This window comes from Pseudomonas sp. Leaf48, from assembly GCF_001421885.1.
GTDB lineage: Bacteria > Pseudomonadota > Gammaproteobacteria > Pseudomonadales > Pseudomonadaceae > Aquipseudomonas.
Genome location: NZ_LMLH01000032.1, coordinates 142,489 through 161,687, shown reverse-complemented (window position 1 = coordinate 161,687; position 19,199 = coordinate 142,489). Strand labels below are relative to the sequence as shown.

The 19,199-nt window shown below is 61.1% G+C and carries 21 protein-coding genes; 7 read left to right on the top strand and 14 right to left on the bottom strand.

Translation table 11 applies throughout. The annotated features are described in order from the left end of the window. The first annotated feature begins 66 nt into the window (after positions 1–66). The gene (locus ASE98_RS23760; RefSeq protein WP_060543753.1) at positions 67–270 is read left to right on the top strand and encodes a hypothetical protein; all 204 of its coding nucleotides are present in this window, start codon (positions 67–69) and stop codon (positions 268–270) included. 6 nt (positions 271–276) lie between these two features. Here ASE98_RS23760 and ASE98_RS23755 read toward each other — a convergent pair whose 3' ends face one another. The 3 genes from ASE98_RS23755 to ASE98_RS27380 all read right to left on the bottom strand — a co-directional run bounded on the left by ASE98_RS23755 (position 277) and on the right by ASE98_RS27380 (position 1,276). Continuing rightward, positions 277–516 carry a DUF2789 domain-containing protein gene (locus tag ASE98_RS23755; protein ID WP_060543752.1) on the bottom strand — a complete coding sequence of 80 codons (240 nt, stop codon included), beginning with the start codon at positions 514–516 and terminating at the stop codon, positions 277–279. Between the two features lie 133 nt (positions 517–649). After that, the gene (locus ASE98_RS23750; RefSeq protein ID WP_060543751.1) at positions 650–880 is read right to left on the bottom strand and encodes a hypothetical protein; all 231 of its coding nucleotides are present in this window, start codon (positions 878–880) and stop codon (positions 650–652) included. A 147-nt stretch (positions 881–1,027) separates the two neighbouring features. Next, complete coding sequence (locus tag ASE98_RS27380) at positions 1,028–1,276, bottom strand: hypothetical protein (RefSeq protein WP_082457628.1); 249 nt, start codon at positions 1,274–1,276, stop codon at positions 1,028–1,030. A gap of 405 nt (positions 1,277–1,681) precedes the next feature. On the opposite strand from ASE98_RS27380, the gene ASE98_RS23745 reads away from it, so the two are divergent. From ASE98_RS23745 to ASE98_RS23730, 4 genes are all read left to right on the top strand, one after another. Next, positions 1,682–2,152: a hypothetical protein gene (locus ASE98_RS23745; protein WP_082457627.1), complete on the top strand. Its 471-nt coding sequence runs from the start codon at positions 1,682–1,684 to the stop codon at positions 2,150–2,152. Then, entirely contained in the window at positions 2,152–2,355 is a 204-nt protein-coding gene (locus tag ASE98_RS23740; protein WP_060543749.1) for a hypothetical protein, read from the top strand. Before ASE98_RS23745 ends, ASE98_RS23740 begins: the two co-directional genes overlap by 1 nt. A 118-nt stretch (positions 2,356–2,473) precedes the next feature. Then, positions 2,474–3,490: an ABC transporter substrate-binding protein gene (locus ASE98_RS23735; RefSeq protein ID WP_060543748.1), complete on the top strand. Its 1,017-nt coding sequence runs from the start codon at positions 2,474–2,476 to the stop codon at positions 3,488–3,490. 45 nt (positions 3,491–3,535) lie between these two features. Beyond that, positions 3,536–3,973 carry a DUF3995 domain-containing protein gene (locus ASE98_RS23730; RefSeq protein WP_060543747.1) on the top strand — a complete coding sequence of 146 codons (438 nt, stop codon included), beginning with the start codon at positions 3,536–3,538 and terminating at the stop codon, positions 3,971–3,973. Positions 3,974–4,110: 137 nt separating this feature from the next. Here ASE98_RS23730 and ASE98_RS23725 read toward each other — a convergent pair whose 3' ends face one another. The 7 genes from ASE98_RS23725 to ASE98_RS23695 all read right to left on the bottom strand — a co-directional run bounded on the left by ASE98_RS23725 (position 4,111) and on the right by ASE98_RS23695 (position 11,453). Next, the gene (locus tag ASE98_RS23725; protein WP_060543746.1) at positions 4,111–4,473 is read right to left on the bottom strand and encodes a Na+/H+ antiporter subunit G; all 363 of its coding nucleotides are present in this window, start codon (positions 4,471–4,473) and stop codon (positions 4,111–4,113) included. Beyond that, a complete protein-coding gene (locus ASE98_RS23720; protein ID WP_060543745.1) occupies positions 4,470–4,748 on the bottom strand; it encodes a K+/H+ antiporter subunit F in 279 nt (92 codons plus the stop codon). The genes ASE98_RS23725 and ASE98_RS23720 overlap by 4 nt, the downstream gene beginning before the upstream one ends. Beyond that, positions 4,745–5,233: a Na+/H+ antiporter subunit E gene (locus tag ASE98_RS23715; RefSeq protein WP_060543744.1), complete on the bottom strand. Its 489-nt coding sequence runs from the start codon at positions 5,231–5,233 to the stop codon at positions 4,745–4,747. The genes ASE98_RS23720 and ASE98_RS23715 overlap by 4 nt, the downstream gene beginning before the upstream one ends. After that, positions 5,230–6,915 (bottom strand): monovalent cation/H+ antiporter subunit D, encoded by a 1,686-nt coding sequence (locus ASE98_RS23710; RefSeq protein ID WP_060543743.1) that lies wholly within the window; start codon positions 6,913–6,915, stop codon positions 5,230–5,232. Before ASE98_RS23710 ends, ASE98_RS23715 begins: the two co-directional genes overlap by 4 nt. Further along, positions 6,912–7,256, bottom strand: a complete 345-nt coding sequence (locus ASE98_RS23705) for a Na+/H+ antiporter subunit C (protein WP_007986256.1) — start codon at positions 7,254–7,256, stop codon at positions 6,912–6,914. Before ASE98_RS23705 ends, ASE98_RS23710 begins: the two co-directional genes overlap by 4 nt. Further along, a complete protein-coding gene (locus ASE98_RS23700) occupies positions 7,256–10,156 on the bottom strand; it encodes a monovalent cation/H+ antiporter subunit A (RefSeq protein ID WP_060543742.1) in 2,901 nt (966 codons plus the stop codon). The genes ASE98_RS23705 and ASE98_RS23700 overlap by 1 nt, the downstream gene beginning before the upstream one ends. A gap of 271 nt (positions 10,157–10,427) precedes the next feature. Continuing rightward, the gene (locus ASE98_RS23695) at positions 10,428–11,453 is read right to left on the bottom strand and encodes a DMT family transporter (RefSeq protein WP_060543741.1); all 1,026 of its coding nucleotides are present in this window, start codon (positions 11,451–11,453) and stop codon (positions 10,428–10,430) included. Between ASE98_RS23695 and ASE98_RS23690 the strand changes: the two genes are divergently transcribed. Beyond that, on the top strand, positions 11,448–12,011 hold the full coding sequence (locus tag ASE98_RS23690) for a helix-turn-helix domain-containing protein (RefSeq protein WP_060543740.1): 564 nt from the start codon (positions 11,448–11,450) through the stop codon (positions 12,009–12,011). The genes ASE98_RS23695 and ASE98_RS23690 overlap by 6 nt on opposite strands. Positions 12,012–12,025: 14 nt before the next feature. Continuing rightward, positions 12,026–13,432, top strand: a complete 1,407-nt coding sequence (locus ASE98_RS23685) for an FAD/NAD(P)-binding protein (protein ID WP_060543739.1) — start codon at positions 12,026–12,028, stop codon at positions 13,430–13,432. 70 nt (positions 13,433–13,502) lie between these two features. Here the strand turns inward: ASE98_RS23685 and ASE98_RS23680 are convergent, their stop codons facing one another. The 4 genes from ASE98_RS23680 to ASE98_RS23660 form a co-directional block, all read right to left on the bottom strand. Further along, positions 13,503–13,715 (bottom strand): hypothetical protein, encoded by a 213-nt coding sequence (locus ASE98_RS23680; protein ID WP_060543738.1) that lies wholly within the window; start codon positions 13,713–13,715, stop codon positions 13,503–13,505. 1,229 nt (positions 13,716–14,944) lie between these two features. After that, positions 14,945–16,393 carry a curlin gene (locus ASE98_RS23670; protein ID WP_060543736.1) on the bottom strand — a complete coding sequence of 483 codons (1,449 nt, stop codon included), beginning with the start codon at positions 16,391–16,393 and terminating at the stop codon, positions 14,945–14,947. A 27-nt stretch (positions 16,394–16,420) separates the two neighbouring features. Next, the gene (locus ASE98_RS23665) at positions 16,421–16,882 is read right to left on the bottom strand and encodes a curlin (protein WP_060543735.1); all 462 of its coding nucleotides are present in this window, start codon (positions 16,880–16,882) and stop codon (positions 16,421–16,423) included. A gap of 60 nt (positions 16,883–16,942) precedes the next feature. Continuing rightward, a complete protein-coding gene (locus tag ASE98_RS23660; protein ID WP_060543734.1) occupies positions 16,943–19,177 on the bottom strand; it encodes an Ig-like domain-containing protein in 2,235 nt (744 codons plus the stop codon). Positions 19,178–19,199 lie beyond the last annotated feature (22 nt).

Here is a 19,199-nt window from a genome sequence, read left to right as displayed (position 1 = left end):
TCCTCCACGGAAAACTTATTAACATGCCTACATAGTTAGGTTGCTAATGAAGTTTGGACGGTCAGTATGCAATGCAAAGTTGATGTCGCAGTCATGATTGGCAGCGGTGTGCCTGCCAGCCTGCGCACGTTGGGGCGCAGCGTCTGCTGGGTGGTATTGCTCAACGGCGAGCGCCGGGGTACGGCGTTCTCCAGTCGCGATGAAGCAGAGGAGTGCAAGGCTGCCTGGCTGGCGAGATTGGACGCCGGCAAGCCGGACAGCCTGCATTGAGTGACGTCAGTGTGTCTGATGCATGCGCAGGTTGAGGTCATCGACCACCCGCGCCCAGTCAGCGTCTTCACGTAGTTGTTCTTTCAGGAAACCGGCTTGTTGCGGTGTCCAGAAGTCGGCATCGATAAGTTTCTTGTCGTCGGGGAGCGGGGAGTGACTGGCAATGAAATCGTCGATAGCTTTCTGATTGGAGTCCAGGCCTAGCTGGTCGAACAGGCCTTTGAGGTCGTGGGTCGGTGATTCCATCTTCATCTCCTTGCAGTTAGTCAGTCGCAATCGGGTATGAAAGCGCGGCTTCACTGCATCTGAGGAAGCCGCGCTGGCGGAGTTCGATCCTGATGCCAAAACTTAGAGCAGAGCATAGACGCTAACTTGACCGTCAGGCTTTCAATGCTCCTGCATCGACGGCGGCTTTGAGGGCCTTGGCCGATTCCTGCGCGGCAATGGCGGCGACATCCGGGGTCTTGAACCAGCGATCCTTTTCGACCTGATGGTAGGTCACGGTCTTGAGCGGTGGCTTGGCGCGCATGACAATCACTGCCTGAAATTCACCGTCGAGCTCTCTGGCTTCGCCCCGGATAAAAAACTCGCCGATATCAAATTCCGTCACGTAGCAGCCTTCCCTTGAAAATATATTATTGTATTCAACACATCCCAGCGGTCGGAGAGGTGTTTGATTGGGCCGGCAGTATGGCAGTAGTTGCCCGCTGGCGGCTGAGTTAAGTCGCCGGGCTGACGAAACGGTACTGTTGGCCAATCATATTCGTGATTCGAAAGAGCGGGCCAGAGCACAGGCTTCGTTATGGCTGGCTCGGAAACCTCTTACGCAGCCGGTAGAAATTTCCCTGATGTGGAAGAAGGCATTGCCCGCCAGAACCACCTGGAAACGAGCCCCTGCCACGACCTCGTCAGGCCGTTCAGGGCTGCGCAGCTGTGCCGGACAGGCATTCGACGGCGTCGGCGGGAGGGTAGCAAAGGGTTGGGCGAAGTGTGTCAGCGTGCACATATGAAGTCCTTTTCAATGTTTACCGAAGTGTTTACGTCGTTTTGGGTAGTCTGCAACAGCATCGCTGCTCTAGAATTGCCGCCGCTGGTGGGTGACAGATGGTTATCTAAAGCAATTTTTTGCTAGCGATATGTAGGAAATGTGCTTTTCTTTTTAGGTTTTTTCCTTGATGTTGATAGTCCGGATTTTTCTGACCGTAAATAGGCGTTTTCCTTCAACCTTTGTCGAACGCCTGTCAGGACGATGCGAGTGACGCTCCAGTAGTCTCTCAGCCTCGTGATAAATGAGTGCACTGCTCATTCAGGTATCAACCCGGGTTCTTTGGCTTCACCTTCGGCATTGCCGCTTTTTTGGCCGCGCGCTTTTCCTGCGTGCGGCACCATTAACAGATGTGGGGATGTTTCCTTGGCAGTAAGTAATCTCGATATGCATGCTTTGTTCGTGCTGGGCGATCTGCGCGCAAAGCTGGTTAAACAATTTCAGTCACGTTTCGTTTACATCACCGAACAGAGCGCTGAAGGCATCTACATTGCCGAAATCGACACCGATTCAGCCCTGGTGGTGGACGACAAACCGGGACTCAAACTCAAGGTCGGCGATCATTTCAGCGCCTCGGTGCTACCGAGTCGCGAAGGCGGCAAGCTGGAGATCCGGTTCCGCGACATCAAACTCACGGTCTACGGTCTGGGCGATTACGCTTTCGTGACCACTGCCGACGGTGAGGCGATCGTGTTCAAGGAAGGGCACAACGTGGTGACGGTATTCGCCGCGAATCAACAATTGCAGGAAAACCTGACCAAGACCCTGAAGGCCGTGACTGCCAAGGCAGCCAAATGGCGCAAGGGCGAACTGGTGACCTTCAAGGCCAGCGAGTAATGACGCTGTCCCGCGCCGATTTCCACGCACGGAACCTGGCCGGCGCGCAAAGCGAAGCACTGCGGCTGTTTGAGCAGCGGGCCGTTCTGCAGGGAGCCTGGCTGAGCTGGGTGGCTTCACAGATTTACCTGTTGCGACCGGCGGAGTACGCCAGCATGGTCAGGAAAGAGCTGATGCGTTTGCAGGAAATTTCCGAAAATTGAATCACGCCCCTCGAAAGCAGGATCCTCTACTACAGTCAATTGACTGAGTATTTTGAGGCTTTGCGGTCTTCTGCCAGGCCATCCTGCTATTGCTGTGAACAGCACGAGGTGCAAAAGCATGAACGGATTTCGACGGTTGCTGGCTGCGGTGCTGGCCACTATCGGGCTGCTGGCAAGCCCGGTCCCGGTGTCCGCCGCCCAGGCGCCGATCCACTTCGCCGATCTGAACTGGGAAAGCGGCAGCCTGATTACCGATGTCCTGCGCATCATTGTCGAGAAGGGCTACGGGCTGCCGACCGATACCTTGCCGGGTACCACCATTACCCTGGAAACCGCACTGGCCAACAACGATATCCAGGTCATTGGTGAAGAATGGGCCGGGCGCAGTCCGGTCTGGGTCAAGGCGGAGGCCGAAGGCAAGGTCGTCAGTCTGGGCGACACGGTCAAGGGCGCCACCGAGGGCTGGTGGGTACCGGAGTATGTGATCAAGGGCGATCCGGCCAAAGGCATCAAGCCGATGGCACCGGACCTGCGCAGTGTCACCGACCTGCCGCGCTACAAAAACGTGTTTAGCGACCCGGAAGCTCCAGACAAGGGACGTTTTCTCAACAGCCCGATCGGCTGGACGTCGGAAGTGGTCAACAAACAGAAGCTCAAGGCCTACGGTCTGGAAGACAGCTATGTGAACTTCCGCAGTGGTTCGGGCGCGGCGCTGGATGCGGAAATCAGTTCGTCGATTCGGCGTGGCAAGCCTGTGCTCTTCTATTATTGGTCACCCACGCCGTTGCTCGGCCGCTTCAAGCTGGTCCAACTGGAAGAGCCACCGTTCGATGCCGAGGCCTGGAAGACCCTGACCGACGCCGATAATCCCAACCCGCAACCGACTCGTTCACTGGCCTCCAAGCTGTCCATCGGTGTGTCCACCCCGTTCCAGAAACAATACCCGCAAATCGCCGAGTTCTTCTCCAAGGTTGATTTTCCGATCGAGCCGTTGAACAAGGCCCTGGCCGAGATGAGCGAGAAACACACTGCGCCGCGTCAGGCCGCGCAAGCGTTCATGAGGGCACACCCGGATGTCTGGCAGGCCTGGGTGCCCAAGGACGTGGCGGATAAAGTTGCTGCCGATCTCGAATGATCACCTGCTCTATGTCTGGGCATTCTCCTTCCAGGATTCGCATTCATGACCTTGATGTTAGCGCGGTGGCTGGTGGCGATCTTTGCAGTGATCAGCCTGGTGCATGTGTATTGGGCGCTGGGTGGCGAGTGGGCGGCGGTGGCGGCAGTCCCGCAGGTGCCGGAGGAGGGCAGTAAACAACTGCGCCCGGCCTTCAAGCCGCGAGGCTGGATCACGCTGCTGGTGGCTGGCGCGTTGCTGTTGATTGCTCTGCTGGTGTGCTTGCGGGTCGGCTTGTGCCTGCCACAAGTGAATCACGGGTGGCTGCAGTGGCTGATCAGCGCCGTTGCACTTTTACTGTTCGCCCGGGCCATCGGCGATTCGGAACTGGTGGGGTTTTTCAAGGAGGTCAAAGGCTCGCGGTTCGCCTGGCTGGATACCTGGGTGTACTCGCCGTTGTGTGTGATGCTGGGGGCGGGGTTGCTGGTAGTTGCCTGGGTTTGACTGGCTGGCCCCTTCGCGAGCAAGCCCGCTCCCACAGGTGATCGCTGTTGTACACAAGTTTTAAGCTTGCTGAAGATTTCCTGTGGGAGCGGGCTTGCTCGCGAAGGGGCCATTCCTTGCTCCACAAGAACTCCTGATCAGCTCCCGCTCTCTGTGCGCCGACTGGATACCTCGGCCGGCACATCATCCCCGGCCATGCGCTTGCGAAACAGCGCCGCGCGGGCCAGCAGCAAAGTAGTCACGGGCACGGTAATCGCCAGCAGGATAGGGATCAGCCAGGCGTGCAGCACCGGCCCGGACTTGAGCGCCGAAAAATAGATGATCGAGGCCAGCGCCACGCTCCAGGCTCCCAGTGTCGAGGCCAGTGCCGGCGGGTGCATGCGCTGGAAGTAATCCTTCATGCGCAGCAGGCCGATCGCACCGATCAGCGCGAACAGGCTGCCGCAGACCAACAGGATCGCCACCGGGATTTCCACCCATAAAGACAGTTGTGCGTTCATTCGATCACCTCGCCACGCAGGAGGAATTTCGCCAGGGCGAACGAGCCGACAAAACCGAACAGCGCAATCAGCAGCGCCGCCTCGAAGTAGGTGTCACTGGCGTAGCGAATGCCCAGTGTCAGCATCATCAGCATGGCGACGATGTACAGGTAGTCCAGGGCCAGCACCCGGTCCTGGGCAGACGGCCCCTTGAACAGGCGGATCAGGGTCAGAATCATCGCCAGGGAAAACACAAACAGGCTCAGCAGGATCGCATTCGACAGCAATGGGCTCATTCGAAGATCTCCATCAACGGGCGTTCATAGGTCGCCTTGAAGTGCTGGATGAACAGCGCCTCGTCGTCCAGGTCGAAAACGTGCAGCAGCAGGATGCTGCGGTCCAGGGCCAACTCCGACCAGATCGTGCCCGGCACCACCGTGGTGATCATCGACAGTGCAGCCAGCCCGTTGGCATCACGCAGGTCCAGTGGCACCTTGATGAAGCGTGAGCGCGGTGGGCGACGACCCGCATTGAGCACGTTCCAGGCCACGGCGAGATTGGACACCAGCACATCGCGACCGACTACCAGGATCAGGCGCAGGATCACCCCTGGCCGGCGAATGCGCACATGGGACGGACGCAGCCTGCGCATCATCAGGGGTGCACAGAAACCCAGCGCCGCGCCCAGCAGCAGGTTACCCGGGCTCATCGACAGGTTCAGCAGCAACCACAGCAGCCATAGGGACAGCGACAGCCATGGCGCAGGGAACAGGCGCTTCATGGTTGCACCTCCAGCATCGCAGCAGGGGCTGTCGGGTTCGGTACCACCCGGGTATCGAGCACGGCATTGACGTATTGCTGCGGGTTGTTCAAGGCATCGGCAGCGGCCTGGGTGAAGCGCAACAGGGGCTCGGCCTTGAAGGTCAGCGCAATGCTCAGGCCCAGCAGGGCGAATATCGGCACGCACTCCAGACGCCGCAGCAGCGGCGATGGACGTTCCGCCGGGGTCCAGAAGCGCTGGATGCCCAGGCGCGAGAAGGCGATCAACGACGCCAGCCCCGACACAATCAACAGGACCAGCAGAGCCCATGCGGCGTTCGATATCGGTGAGTTGCCGCTATCGCCCAGCCCCAGTGGATTGAGCAGGGCGTTGAGCAGCCCGAGCTTGCCGATGAAACCGGAGAGTGGCGGCATGCCGATGATCAGCAAGGCGCAGGCAATGAAACCCAGGCCGAGAAACGCCATGGTCCAGGGAATCACCTGGCCGACCACTACTTTTTGATCGTCGTCGAGGTTGATGCCTTTGGGTGGATGCAGGGACTCCAGGGGGCGCGGCAGCAGTCCGGCTTCGTCCTCCAGTTGGATTTCGTTGGCCGAGCGCGAGCGCTCGATCAGCTCGGCGAGCAAAAACAGCGCGCTCAATGCCAGGGTCGAGCTGACCAGGTAAAACAGCGCGGCGCCAATCAGGTTCGGCTGGGCGAAACCGATGGCCGAAAGCAAGATCCCCGCCGATACCAGAATGCTCAGGCTGGCCATGCGCTCCAGGCGTTGTGCGGCGAGAATGGAGATGGCCGCGCAGACGATAGTGGCCATGCCGCCGTAGATCAGCCAGTCACCACCAAAAAACGCCGACGCGCCGGCCTGGGCAGAGAACAGCAGGGTCCACAGGCGTAGCAAGGTATAGATGCCGACCTTGGTCATGATCGCGAACATCGCCGCTACCGGTGCGCTCGCCGCAGAGTAGGCCGGCACCAGCCAGAAGTTCAGCGGCCACATTCCGGCCTTGGCCAGGAACGCCACCGCGAGAATGCCCGCACCGGCATGCAGCAAGCCGCGATCGGCGTCCGATACCAGCGGGATCTTCAGCGCCAGGTCGGCCATGTTCAGGGTGCCGGTGACCCCGTAGATCAACGCCGCGCCAATCAGGAACAGCGACGAGGCCAGCAGGTTGATCGAGATGTAATGCAGCCCCGACGACACCCGTGCCCGCCCCGAGCCGTGCAGCATCAGCCCGTAGGACGCGGCCAGCAGTACTTCGAAGAACACGAACAGGTTGAACAGATCCGCTGTGAGGAAGGCGCCGTACAGGCCCATCAACTGGATCTGGAACAAGGCATGGAAGCTCGAACCTGCGCTGTCCCAGCGGGCCATGGCGAACAGCAACGCGCTGACACCGATGATTCCGGTCAGCACCAGCATCAGTGCCGACAGGCGATCGACCACCAGCACCAGGCCGAATGGCACCTGCCAGTTGCTCGGCAGGTAGACGCCGATCGAACCGGGTACGCCGGTAGTTTGCGTCCATTGCAACAGTGCCACAGCAATGCCCAGCCCGAGCAGGCTGGAGAGCAGGTTGATTTTCGCCTTCAGCGGGCGGTGTTTTTCGCCGAGCATCAGCATGATCGCCGCGGTCAACAGCGGCAGCAGGATCGGTGCGACGATCAGGTGAGTCATCGCCATCATTCCTTGGGCTCCCGGCCATCCACGTGGTCGGTGCCGGTCAGGCCCCGGGACGCGAGCAGCACCACCAGGAACAGTGCGGTCATGGCGAAGCTGATGACGATCGCGGTCAGGACCAGCGCCTGTGGCAACGGATCGGTGTAATGCAACAGATCCTGAGGCACACCGTCCTTGATGATCGGCTCCTTGCCAATGAACAGGCTGCCCATGCTGAAGATGAACAGATTGACGCCATAGGACAGCAGGCACAGGCCCATGACCACCTGGAACGTCCGAGGCCGCAGGATCAGCCAGACGCCGGACGCGGCCAGTACGCCGATGGCGATTGCGATGACTTCTTCCATCAGACGGCTCCCTTGGCTGCAGCGGTTTTGTGACCCCGTACCGATTGGTGGGCGAGGGCGGTGAGGATCAACAGGGTCGAACCGACCACCACTGCGTATACGCCGACATCGAAGAACAGTGCGCTGGCCAGGTGAATGTCGCCCAGCAGCGGCAGGTCGAAATGCCAGGTATGGGTGGTCAGGAACGGATATCCGACCGCCATTGCGCCCAGCCCGGTCATCGTGGCGAACAGCAGCCCGGTGCCCATCCAGCGCAGCGGACGCAGGCTCATTTGCGCCTCGACCCACTGGGTGCCGGCCACCATGTACTGCAGGATGAACGCCACCGACATCACCAGCCCCGCGACGAATCCGCCGCCGGGCTGGTTGTGCCCGCGCATGAACAGGTAGAACGACACCACCAGGGCCACCGGCAGCAGCAGGCGCACCAGCACCGCCGGCACCATCATGAAACCGAGTGCGGTGTCGCTGGCGTGACGCGGGTTGACCAGATCTGTGACCACGTCCGGTGCCAGCAAACGCTGCTGGGCCGGCAGCTGCAGGCTCTCTTTCGGTGGCCGGAAGCGGCGCAGCAGGGCGTACACGGTCAGCGCCACGGCCACCAGCACGGTGATTTCACCGAGGGTGTCGAAGCCGCGGAAATCCACCAGCATCACGTTGACCACGTTGCTGCCACCGCCCTCGGGCAAGGCGCGGCTCAGGTAGAACGAGGAAATGTCGTTTGGGGTCTGGCGGGTCAGCATGGCGTAGGCCAGCAGAGCCATGCCGACGCCGACCGAGGTCGACAACAGCAAGTCGCGAATACGCCGTACCCGCGCCCGGCGCAGGCTGCCCGGCAACGGCGAGACTTCTTCGATCCGTCGCGGCAGCCAGCGCAGACCCAGGAGGATCAGTACCGTGGTCACCACTTCAACCGCCAGTTGCGTCAGCGCCAGGTCCGGCGCCGAGAACCAGACGAACGTGACGCAGGTCATCAGGCCGCAGACGCTGACCATGGTCAGGGCGGCGAGTCGGTGGTACTTGGCCTGATACGCAGCGCCAAGGGCGCAGGCGATGGCCAGCAGCCACAGGGTGACGAACACGATCGACCCGGGGATCTTCGGCCGTTCACCCCAGCTCAGGCTGCTGTGCAACATCGGGATCAAGCCGGCCAGCACGGCGGCCAGCACCATCAGGAACAACTGCGCTTGCAGGCGCCGGGTGCCGAGCAGTTGGTCCAGGCGGCGAGCCATGCGCATCTTGATGACCAGGCCGCACTCGAACAGGCGCTTGCCGTCAAACCGGCCAATAAGCGGCGGGCGGGTGATGCGTCCGCGCTTGAGCTGATTGCGCAATAGCAGGTAGAGCAGGGTGCCGCAGGACAGGGCAATCAGGCTCATGATCATCGGTGCGTTCAAGCCGTGCCAGATCGCCAGGCTGTACTCTGGCAATGTACCGCCAACCACCGGTTGTGCCGCGGCGGCGAGCAGCGGGCCGACTATCTGGGCCGGGAAAATGCCCACCAGCAGGCAGGTGAACACCAGCAACTCTACCGGAGCACGCATCCACCGCGGCGGCTCGTGGGGCGTGTGGGGCAGGTCGGTGGCAGGCGGGCCGAAGAACACATCCACGGTAAAACGCAGGGAGTAAGCGACGCTGAACGTGCCGGCGATGGTGGCGACGATCGGCAGTGTCAGTTCAACCCAGGCCGTGGCGTTGATGAACACGGTTTCGGCGAAGAACATCTCTTTGGAGAGGAAGCCGTTGAGCAGCGGCACGCCGGCCATCGAGGCACTGGCGACCATGGCCAGGGTCGCGGTGTACGGAATCAGCTTGATCAGGCCGCTGAGCTTGCGGATGTCGCGGGTGCCGCTTTCGTGGTCGATGATCCCGGCGGCCATGAACAGCGAGGCCTTGAAGGTGGCGTGGTTGAGGATGTGGAACACCGCGGCCACGGCCGCCAGGGGGCTGTTCAGGCCGAGTAGCAGGGTGATCAGGCCCAGGTGGCTGATGGTCGAATAGGCCAGCAGGCCCTTGAGGTCGTTCTGGAACATCGCGCAGTAAGCGCCGAGCAGCAGGGTGCAGGCGCCGGCGCCGCTGACGATGTAGAACCATTCTTCACTGCCGGAAAGCGACGGCCATAGCCGTGCGAGCAGGAATACCCCGGCCTTGACCATGGTCGCCGAGTGCAGATACGCCGAGACCGGTGTCGGCGCGGCCATGGCGTGGGGCAGCCAGAAGTGGAAGGGGAATTGCGCGCTTTTGCTCAGGGCGCCGATCAGGATCAGGGGCAGGAGGATGGGGTAAAGGGCATGGGCACGAATCAGCTCGCCGGCGGCCAGGACCTTGTCCAGGTCATAGCTGCCGACCACATGGCCGAGCAGCATGACCCCCGCCAGCAGGCACAAGCCGCCCGCGCCAGTCACCATCAGCGCCATGTAGGCGCCACGGCGGGCATCGGCGCGGTGGTGCCAGTAGCCGATCAACAGGAATGAGAAGAGGCTGGTCAGTTCCCAGAAAAACACGATCTGGATCAGGTTGCCGGAGATCACCAGGCCGAGCATGGCCCCCATGAACGCCAGGAAAAACGCGAAGAAACGCGGCACCGGATCGTCCGGCGACATGTAGTAGCGGGCGTACAGCGACACCAGCGTGCCGATGCCCAGCACCAGCATGGAAAACAGCCAGGCAAAGCCGTCCATGCGCAGGACGAAGTTCAGCCCGAGGCTGGGCAACCAGAAGAATTCTTCGCGAATGACGCCGCCATGGGCGATCTGCGGGTACAGCAGGGCGACCTGGACTGTGCCGATCAAGGCGACCAGGCCTGCCAACAGGGACTCGGCATTGCGGGCGTTGTGCGGCAACACGGCCGCCAAACAGCTGCCAATGAATGGCAGAAGCAGTAGAACTATCAGGGACATAGGCTTCTAATCTGCGGAAGTTTGTGAAGCATCATACGTGCCAGTTCGCGGATCACCAAATGCGAAGCTGTCGCAGAATCCTACAAGATAGACGGAAAAGCCTTGTCCAACTTTGTTTCAGGGGGATGATTACAGCGGGGGCGGCCCCATCGCGAGCAGGCTCGCTCCCACAAGTCTGCAGGTGAACATAATTGCTACGTACAGCCAGAGACACTATGGGAGCGCGCCTGCTCGCGATGGGGTCTGCAGAGGCGACGCAAATTCAAGTGACTTAACCCTGGGTTTCGCGTTCTAGCCCTTCTTCCACAGGGCGAGCCTTACCCTTGGTCTTCAACTCACTGACAATCACCGCTGCCACAATCAACCCGGCCCCCACCAGGGCTATAGCCGGCAGGCGCTCCCCGGCAATGCGCCCGACAATCCCGGCCCACACCGGCTCGCCAGCGTAGATGAGGGTCGCCCGGGTCGGCGAGACGCTCTTCTGTGCCCAGTTCATCGCCACCTGGATCGCCGCGCTCGCCGCTCCCAGCCCCAAGGCGCTGCACAGCAGCAACCAGGAGAAGTCCGGAATCGCCTCGTGGGTCGGCACCACCATCAGGAATGACAGGATCGAAGTAACCGCCAGTTGCACCACCGTTACCCGGCGCACATCCACTTGCCCGGCATAGGTGCTGATCAGAATGATCTCCGCGGCAATCGCCACGGCGCTGATCAGGGTGGCGATTTCACCGGGACTGAAATTGAACGAAGCACCGGACGGCCCGGACAACAGCATCAACCCGGTAAAGGCCAGCATGATGCCGATGCTGGGCATCAGCCCCGGACGGCGGCCCAGCACCAGCCATTGCAGCAACGGCACGAAGGGCACATAGAGGGCGGTTATGAACGCTGACTGACTGCTGGGAATGCTCTGTAACCCCACCGTCTGCAAGCCATAGCCGAGCATGATCGCCACGCCGATAAATGATCCGGCCTTGAGCTCGAACAGGGTCAGTCCCCTCAGGTGCCGCCAGGAAAACAGGGCGACGATGCTGGCGGCAGCGGCAAAGCGCAGGCCGACGAAAAACATCGGGCCGCTGACGGTCATCGCGTGCTGGACCAGCAGGAAGGTGCCGCCCCAGACCATGGTAATCAGCACCAGCACCCATTCGGCCTTGCTGAAACTGGTGAAACGGGAGGAAGCCAGGGGGGAGTTCGCCGACGTCATGACCTTGCACGCTACAAAAGGGCGACGCACAATGCGTCGAATGTTGCGCAGTATACTGCCCAACCCCAGCCAGTGAGCAATATAGTGCACAAAGATTCTTCCCAACGGGCTTCGGTCCTTCAGCACGTCAGCCAGAACGTGCGCCGTTTGCGTCACGCCGCCGATATGAGCCAGAGTGCCCTGGCTGAACTGTCCGGGGTTAGCCGGCGCATGCTGGTGGCCATCGAAGCCGGCGAAAAGAACGTCAGCCTGACTACCCTCGATCGTGTCGCGCAAGCGCTGGATGTTGCCTTCAGCGACCTGATCCAGGCCCCGGACGCCCGGGATCCCAGTCGTATCAACGAGCTGGCCTGGACCGGCAAGATTGCCGGCAGCAAGGCCGTGCTGCTCTCCAAAGCCACGGCCAGCCGTGAAGTGGAACAGTGGGAGTGGTGCCTGCAACCGGGCGAGGTTTATCCGTCGGAACCGGACGCCGATGGCTGGAGCGAACAGATATATGTATTTGAGGGATGCCTGACGGTGATGCTTGGCGATGTGGCCAATAACATTGCCGCAGGCGAATTTTTCATGTTTGCCAGCAACCAGCCCCACTGTTATCGCAACGACGGACCGGTGGCGGCGCGTTTTGTGCGTAATGTGGTGATCTGAACAGGAAGTGCACGATGAGCCAGACCCTGAATAATGAAGCCGACATTCTGATTGTCGGCGGTGGCCTCAGCGGCGCGATGCTGGCGGCGCAGCTGTTGCGCCAGCCAGGCAAGCGCAAGGTCCTGGTGATCGAACCCCGTGGTGAACTTGGTCGGGGCGAGGCCTACAGTGCGGTGGAGCTGGGACATACGCTCAACGGCAATGCGGCGCGCATGAGCGTCGACCCGGACAACGCCGACGACCTGACTCAATGGCTAAGCGAATACATTGCCGCCGGCGGCTGGCCGGAATCGGACCAGCAACAGGTGCCGATCAGCGAATTGTTCCCGCCCCGGGGCATTTTCGGCCTGTACGCACAACAGCGTCTGGCACAGGCGCAAGCGCTGGGCGCCTCAAACGGCTCGAGCGTTGAGCATGTACAAGCTGAAGTGGTGGACCTGCAGGTCGATCCGGACAAGGTGCGATTGACCTTGAGCGACGGTCGACACATGCAGGGCGCTTTTGCGGTGCTGGCCACGGGGATGTTTGCCGCAGCGCGCACGCCACAGACCCAATCCAGCGGCTTGAATGCTGCCGGCCTGGATCCTTGGGACGTGGCCGCCATGGCGCGACTCGACCCGCAGTCGACGGTGTTGATCATCGGCTCGGGCCTGACCATGGTCGATGCCGTGGTGTCGCTGGAACAGGCCGGGCATCGCGGGCCGATCGAAGTGTTCTCCCGACATGGCCTGCTACCCCATGTGCGCCGTCAGCCACCGGTCTGGGTGGATTTTCTCGCCGAAGATCACCGCATCCGTACGCCCCGGCAACTGCTGCGCGAACTGCGCCGGCACTGCCGGGACGCCATCGCCCAGGGCATTGACTGGCAGGCACCGCTGGACACCGTGCGCGCACATATCGGCCGCTTGTGGCACCAGGCGACGGACGTGCAGCGCCGGCAATTCGTGCGGCATGTGCGGCCGTGGTGGGAAAGCCATCATCATCGCTCGCCACCGTTGAGCGCAGAACTGGTGGAACGCTTGCACCGGGAAGGGCGGTTGCGCATTCAGGCGGCATCCTTCCAGGGGCTTGAGCCTTCGACGAATGACGGCGTCGGTATTCGCATTCGACGTCGTGGTGAGACGCATACCACCGTGGTTCATGGTGCAGCGTTGATCAACTCCAGCGGTATCGAATATGACTGGCGCCGGGTCGCGCGTCCGCTGCCCCGGCAATTGCTGGCCCGGGGACTGGTGCGGCCGGGGCCATTGGCGCTGGGTATCGCTGCAGAGGTTGACGGCGCGGTGGTTGATGCCAATGGCCAGGCTGCCAGTCGTCTGTTTGCCATGGGGCCGCCGTTGCGTGGTATTTGGTGGGAAAGCACGGCGGTGACAGATGTGGCGAGTCAGGCCAAGGCCCTGGCGCAGCGATTGGTGCAATAAAGGCTCAGATATATGACAAACCCCGCGATTGGCGGGGTTTGTCATTTTCGGCGCGGTACAAAACCGTGGATCAATAGCGCTGATACTTCGAACCGAACTCGGGACGGTTTTCTGCGACGTAGAGTTTTGCTGGTTGGTCTTTGCCGACGGTGTTCACATTTACTATTGCCGGTTGGGCGGCTTTGCTCACGGCAATCTGTGGTGAAGTGGTGTGTGGCGCGGCGATGGCGGATGTGGCGCCGAGCAGGGTAAGGGTGAAACCCAGGCTGATGATGTTTTTCATGGTGTTGCTCCAGGGGGTGGGGGAGAAGATGTGTCCACTTTAGAGCTGGAGCCTGGTGATGAAAAAACACCCTTGCGCATAGTTATTATCGAGCTTGTTGATCGGCTTTTTGGTCTTGGCGGCCTCTGGGCCGACCAGGTTCCTGGTGGGTTGTGTACATATCCATTGCTTCGGTAACGGCGGCTTATGGTTTCGCCCTTACGGCGAGTCACTTTTAACAAACGCCTTAAAAGTAACCAAAAACGCTTGCCCCAGCGTCCGGCCCCTCGCTTAGGCTCGGCGTTCCTTCGCTCCGGTGTCCATCCGGGGGCATCGCCTCCGGTCGGCTTCGCTTCGACCTCCTCTCGATGCGTTCGACTTCGTCGAACGGCGCTGCGCGCCTACCCCCCGGATGAACACCTCCACTCAGCCTCCCGACGGGGCGGGTGGATCAAGATCAAAAGCTGCAGGCGAGCTAACGCTCGGCCTGTTGAGTGGTGAAGAGAGGGGGCGGGTGTACGCAACTTTGCTTTTGCTCTTCTGTGGGAGCTGGCCTGCCAGCGATGGCGGCCTACGAGCCGACCAATCTCTCTCAGATACACCAGGATCCAATTGTGGGAGCTGGCCTGCCAGCGAAGGCGACCTGACAACCAACCAATCTCTCTCAGATACACCAGGATCCATTTGTGGGAGCTGGCTTGCCAGCTATGGCGGCCTACGAGCCGACCAATCTCTCTCAGATACACCAGGATCCAATTGTGGGAGCTGGCTTGCCAGCGAAGGCGACCTGACAACCAACCAATCTCTCTCAGATACACCAGGATCCATTTGTGGGAGCTGGCTTGCCAGCTATGGCGGCCTACGAGCCGACCAATCTCTCTCAGATACACCAGGATCCATTTGTGGGAGCTGGCTTGCCAGCGATGGCGGCCTACGAGCCGACCAATCTCTCTCAGATACACCAGGATCCAATTGTGGGAGCTGGCTTGCCAGCGATGGCGGCCTACGAGCCGACCAATCTCTCTCAGATACACCAGGATCCAATTGTGGGAGCTGGCTTGCCAGCGATGGCGGCCTACGAGCCGACCAATCTCTCTCAGATACACCAGGATCCAATTGTGGGAGCTGGCCTGCCAGCGAAGGCGGTCTGACATCCAACCCATCCCTTTCTGTCCCCCGACCCTGAACACCATCCCCATAAAAAACCGCGACGCTCCATCAAGAGCCGCGGTTTTTTTCGCGCCACACATTTATTGCTGCAACACCGTCGCCTGGTTAGCCGCACCAAACTGCTGCACGGTGGCCGTCTGGGTCATGCCGCTTTGGTCGATGCTGGTGGTGTTGCCGGTACCGCCCTGGGTTACATAGGCGACGTTCATGGTGTCAGCCTGTTTGACGCTGATCAGGTTGTCGCTGCCGTACTGCTGCTCGGTATACGCACGGTTGCTGCTGCCCGACTGATCGAAGCTGCTGGTGTTGCGATCGCCGGTGGTGCTGCCCATGGCCAGGTTGAGGTCTCCGCGCTGGTCGGAGATGAGGATGTTGTCGCTGCCGTTCTGGTCGAAATACAGCTCGTTGTAGGAATCTGCCTGGCTGATGGTGGTTTTGTTGCCGGTGCCGTTCTGGTTGGTGGTCACGAGGTTGCTGGTGCCATTCTGGGTGAAGTTGGCGGTGTTGTTGGTGCCGTTCTGATTGATGGTCGCACGCTGGTTGCTGCCGAACTGGCCGCCTTTTTGTTCACCCTTCCAGTTGCTGGCCAGGACCGTGTTGCCGGTGCCCACCGAGTTGGCAGTGAGCACGTGACTGTCGCCACTCTGATAGGTGAAGTGGACGTTGCTGGTGCCCTGTTGGTACAGGGCCACGGTCGAGCCGACCGAGTCGAACTGGTCGGCATAGATGGCATTGAGGTCGCCGACTTGCAGCACGGTCGTAAGGTTGTTTTCGCCGAAGCTCTGGTCAACCACGGTTTCGTTGCTGTCACCCTGCTGCCTGATAGCGGTCTGGCTGGCGAGCTGGGTTTCTTGCCAGACTTCGGTGCCGTTGAGGTTGCCCGCCTGGTTGATGTTTACGTTGCCGCCTATACCGTTGCGCTGGTCGCCGTAGGCATAGTTGCCGTCGCCGGTCTGGTCGATCGTGATCTGGCCACCGTTTTGCGTCACCTGTTCGGCCGCACCGTAGTTTTCATTGCCAAGCTGGGTGACTGTCGCAGTGTTGGCGATGCCGTTGACTGTTTGCTCGATGTAGATTTCGTTGGCGTCACCTTGTTGGAAAGACTTGGCGGATGTGCCGTCCTGGCTGTCCTGGTAGACCAGCGAGAAGTTGCCGTTGCCGTCCTGTTGCTGCAGCGATTCGCTGGCGCCAAGGCCGATCGACTGGCTGGCGTGGGTGCCGTTGAAGGTACCGCTCTGCAGTTGGATTATCTGGCTGCCGCTATCGAACAACTGCTCGGCGTAGCCGGCGTTGAAGCTGCCGACCTGGTTCTGGCTGATGGCGCCGGTGGCGGTGTCTTGTACGCTGGCCGCATCGTTACCTTCACCGTCTTGCTGCTGGTTGGCGGTGCTGAGCGGTGCCAGGGTCTGTTTCACATTGGCGATGTTGGCATCACCGAGTTGGGTCTGGTTGGACACACTGTCGTCTGCCAGTGCCTGGGCACTGACAATGACTAGGATGGCGGCGGTAAGGGGCGTCAGTTTGAACATGATGAAACCTCCAAGTGGTGCAGTGCTTTAACGATATTGTTTGACCGAAACGCTCATGCCGTTCCCGGACTGGGTTACGGCGCCTTGCAGCCCCGAACCCGCCTGGTCGATGCTGGCGTCGTTGTTGTTGCCGTTCTGGGATATCTGCGCACGGTTGTGGCTACCGGTCTGAGTGATAGAGGCGTTATTGCCCGAACCTTGCTGATTGATCATTGCCATCAGGTCGCTGCCTTGTTGCAGGATGTAAGCCTCCTGATTGCTGCCCGACTGCACGATGGTGCCGAGCAATGACTGGCCGTTCTGTTGCAACAAGGCGATGTTGGCCTGGCCGTTCTGGTCGATCAGCGCGTGCTGGCCAACCGGTGGTGGCAACTCACCGAGATCGCCACCCGGGCCCAGGTCGTCGTTTTCCATCAGGTCATCGGCACGCACGCCTGTGCTGCTGCAGAGCACAAGCAGGCAGAGCAGGGCGGCGGTCGACGTTTTCATGGTCAAGTCCTTGAGTCGAAGGCTTGCCCCACTGGCTGAACCGGCCAGTGGGACGAGCGATTACTGCACGGTGACGGAGACGTTGCGCACCGAGCCCGGGGTTGAACGGATGGTGGCCGTCGGGTTGACCGATGGCGCGGTCAAGTTGGTGACGTTCAGGGTCCATCGCCCGGTAATCGCCACGCCGGCGGTGCCCAGAGTGACCAGCCCGGCCGGTGTGGTGACCTGGACGGTGACCGTGTTGCCGGGGATCGTCGACGAGGTACCGGTGAAGTTCCAGGTAAAGCGGTTGCCGGCACGGGCGGTGACCGTGGCCGCCGTTACGTTGAAGACTTCCAGTACCAGTGGTGGCGAGACCTGTACCGTGACCGTGGCCGGTGCCGACTGGACGCCGGAGCTGTCCCGGGCGATATAGGTGAAGGTCGTGGTGAACGGCAACAGGACCACTGCCGGTGGGGTGTAGGTGACGGTCGTGCCGTTGGTGCTGACCGTGCCGCGCCCTATCGCTGGCTGGGTGACGCTGGCGACCGCCAGCGGTACGTTGCCTTCCGGATCGGAATCGTTACCCAACACGTTGATCGTCACCGGTACACCCTGGGTAGCGATAGCGTCGGCGACAGCCACCGGTGGCCGGTTCGGCGCAACGGTGATGGTTACGGTCGCCGCGTCGGTCGAGACCAGACCTTTTGCGTCCTGGACCTTGTAGGTGAAGGTCGTGGTCAGCGGTGCGTTGACCACGGCCGGCGGGGTATAGATCACATTGTTGACAGCCAATGCCACGGTGCCCTGGCCTGCGGCCGGTTGCGTCAGAGCCGTAACGCTCAGTGGCGCGTCGTTGTCCGGATCGCTGTCGTTGGCCAACAGATTGAGGGTGACCGGCACGCCAAAGGTGGTGCTGCCAACATCGGCAACAGCAATCGGCCGCTGGTTCTCACCAGAGTCCGGCGCCGTGCCGAGTACCACGACCGGCTCGGTATCACTGCCGCCGGCGGCAGACTTGATGGTGACAGTAGCCGGTGGCTGAGGCAGGTCGGAGACGGTCAAGCGTTGCAGCGTGCCGCTCTTCGACAGACGCCCGTAGCCTTGGGCGACCATGTCTGGTACGACCACTTCATCAGTGGAGGTGGCTTCGATCAGCAGGCTGTGATTGCTCCAGTTGTAGCGAGCGGTCTGGATTTTCACCACGTCCGAGAGTTTGCTCGACACCGATGTAGGTCGAGTGGTACCGGCCGGGTTGGTGGCGGTCACCACAACGACCGGAGGCACGCTGCCGGTAAACAAGTGATGGGCGAAGAACTGTCCAGTGTTGTCGCCCACCATGGTTGTCTGGCACGGCGCTGGAGGCGGTCCGGGGACGAGGGCGACGGATTCGCGGAAGCACAGGGCCGAGCCGTTGGCCGCTTTGGCGAAAACTTCGACCCGGGTACCGGCGCCGGCGCCCGCCGCGGTACGACGGTAGGAGGCACGGCTGATTTCCACCGGCGTCTGCGCACGGTTGTCGTGCACCTTGCCGGACAGGGTGAACAGGTTGGTCTGGATGGTCCCGGCCGGCCCCTGGATGCGCACGAAGTTGGTGTTGTTCGGGCTGCCGGTGACCGCTTCAGTGAGGTTCGGATCGCCGACGAAGGTTTCGATGGCACCGGTGTCCGGATTCACTTCGGTGTAGGGGCCGTTGACACTTTTAAGGAATGGCCCGATCGCACCGGTCAATACACCGCTGAAATTGCCCGGCGCGCCGATGCCGATATCTCGGGTGATATTGATGGCCCGGCGTCCCGGGGTCGTGACGTTGACCGTTTCCACACCATAGGGGTGGGTGATGGTGTAGGTGCCGGCGGTGGGTACGTTCACCCGCAGGCGGATCCTGGCGAAGCTTTGCTGGTCGCCATCGACAGGGTTTTCCGAGGCGAATGCCGCTTCAATGCCGGCCACGTAGACGTCCAGGCCATAGCCTGCCGCGTTGTTGTTGATGCTGGTCTCGGCGAGGAACCAGAACGCTTCCGGCGGCCAGTTGTCCGGGAAAATCATCGGCTGGGCGTCGTCGTAGATGCCCGGTTCCGCCAGCAAGGTGCACATGTAGGCCGGTGGTACGCTGGCCGGTACCCTCGAGCTGGCTGCCCGGGATTGGCACAGTTCCAGCTTCATCTGGTTATTGTCCTGATACCACATGGGGTATTTGCCCGTGGCAAAGGTGTAAGGGCCCGGGTCGACGGCGGCCAGTTGCGCGAACGCGCTGCCGGACAGCGACAGAGTCAATCCCAGGGCGTTGAGCGCCAGGCGTGGCCAATTGTTCATGATGCCTCCTGATGAGGATCTG